The organism is Rhabdochromatium marinum (assembly GCF_016583795.1).
Taxonomy (GTDB): Bacteria; Pseudomonadota; Gammaproteobacteria; order Chromatiales; family Chromatiaceae; genus Rhabdochromatium; species Rhabdochromatium marinum.
This window is the reverse complement of the sequence record NZ_NRRS01000210.1, coordinates 1-580: the sequence shown is the minus strand read 5'-3', so window position 1 is coordinate 580 and position 580 is coordinate 1. Positions and strand designations below refer to the sequence as shown.

At 58.8% G+C, this 580-nt stretch carries 1 protein-coding gene; it reads right to left on the bottom strand.

Annotated elements, in window-relative coordinates; genetic code table 11:
* On the bottom strand, positions 1-580 hold a 580-nt coding region (locus CKO36_RS19350), incomplete at both ends, for a DUF6399 domain-containing protein (protein WP_242469760.1).

Here is a 580-nt window from a genome sequence, read left to right as displayed (position 1 = left end):
TCGGTGGCGAAATTATGCAGCGCCGTGAGCACCTGTTGCTGTCGTGCACTGATGCGGTGATGACCCTGTTGATAGAAGGCAAGCTGTGCGTTGCGTCCCTCGACACAGGAGCTGGTGCGTTGAAACAAATCGGCACAGTCGCCAGCGACCTGTTCAAGATGCGTTCGGGTGTCGAGGTCAAGCGTTTGAATGGGATGAGTGGGCTGTTGCAACGGGGCGAGGCGCTGGGCACTGAGGGCGCGCAAGCGCTGGCGTGCTTCAGCCCGAGGGGCGCGTTCGGCGACACGTTCGATATAAATCGCCGGGATCAAGTGCTCCAGCATCGCCTGCTCAATGGCCGGTGCCAGGTTCAGGGCTTGAACCCGGGTATTGACCATCATGAAGAAAAACGCCAATGAGGCCACGAGCTTGTGGGTCAAACGCTGGGCTTTGGTGACATGGGCGCACAGACGCTCACTGAGATTCGCCTCTTGTGCCAGGGACTCCAAGCGTTGAAATAGCCCATCGAGCGCTTCACGCAGGTGCTGGGGGCTTTGCGCTTGTGCGTGCTGGAGATCATAAGGATGAACCACCTCGCTAA